This window comes from Pseudomonas sp. I2, assembly GCF_040984075.1.
In the GTDB taxonomy this organism is placed as follows: Bacteria; Pseudomonadota; Gammaproteobacteria; order Pseudomonadales; family Pseudomonadaceae; genus Aquipseudomonas; species Aquipseudomonas guariconensis_B.
Genome location: NZ_JBCGFQ010000205.1, coordinates 1 through 405 on the forward strand (window position 1 = coordinate 1; position 405 = coordinate 405).

The 405-nt window shown below is 54.1% G+C and carries 1 protein-coding gene; it reads left to right on the forward strand.

Annotation, left to right across the window (positions count from 1 at the left end; genetic code table 11):
- Positions 1 to 405: SurA N-terminal domain-containing protein (locus WCE05_RS26275; protein ID WP_368816877.1), on the forward strand; the 405-nt coding region annotated here is incomplete at both ends.

The following is a 405-nucleotide window of genomic DNA, read 5'->3' on the forward strand; positions in this document are numbered from 1 at the left end:
CGTTCATATTGACCGGCGTGAGTGGTTACCTGATTGGCGGAGGCAATAACTACGCCGCAAAAGTGAATGACCAGGAAATCAGCCGTGGGCAGTTCGAGAACGCCTTTAACAGCGAGCGTAATCGCATGCAGCACCAGCTGGGCGATCAATACTCCGAGCTGGCAGCGAACGAAGGCTATATGAAAACCCTGCGTCAACAGGTGCTGAATCGTCTGATCGACGAGGCGCTGTTGGATCAGTACGCTCGTGAGCTGAAACTGGGTATCAGTGATGAGCAGGTTAAACAGGCGATTTTCGCGACCCCAGCCTTCCAGGTTGACGGCAAATTTGATAACAGCCGCTATAACGGTATCCTCAACCAGATGGGGATGACCGCCGATCAGTACGCCCAGGCGCTGCGTAACC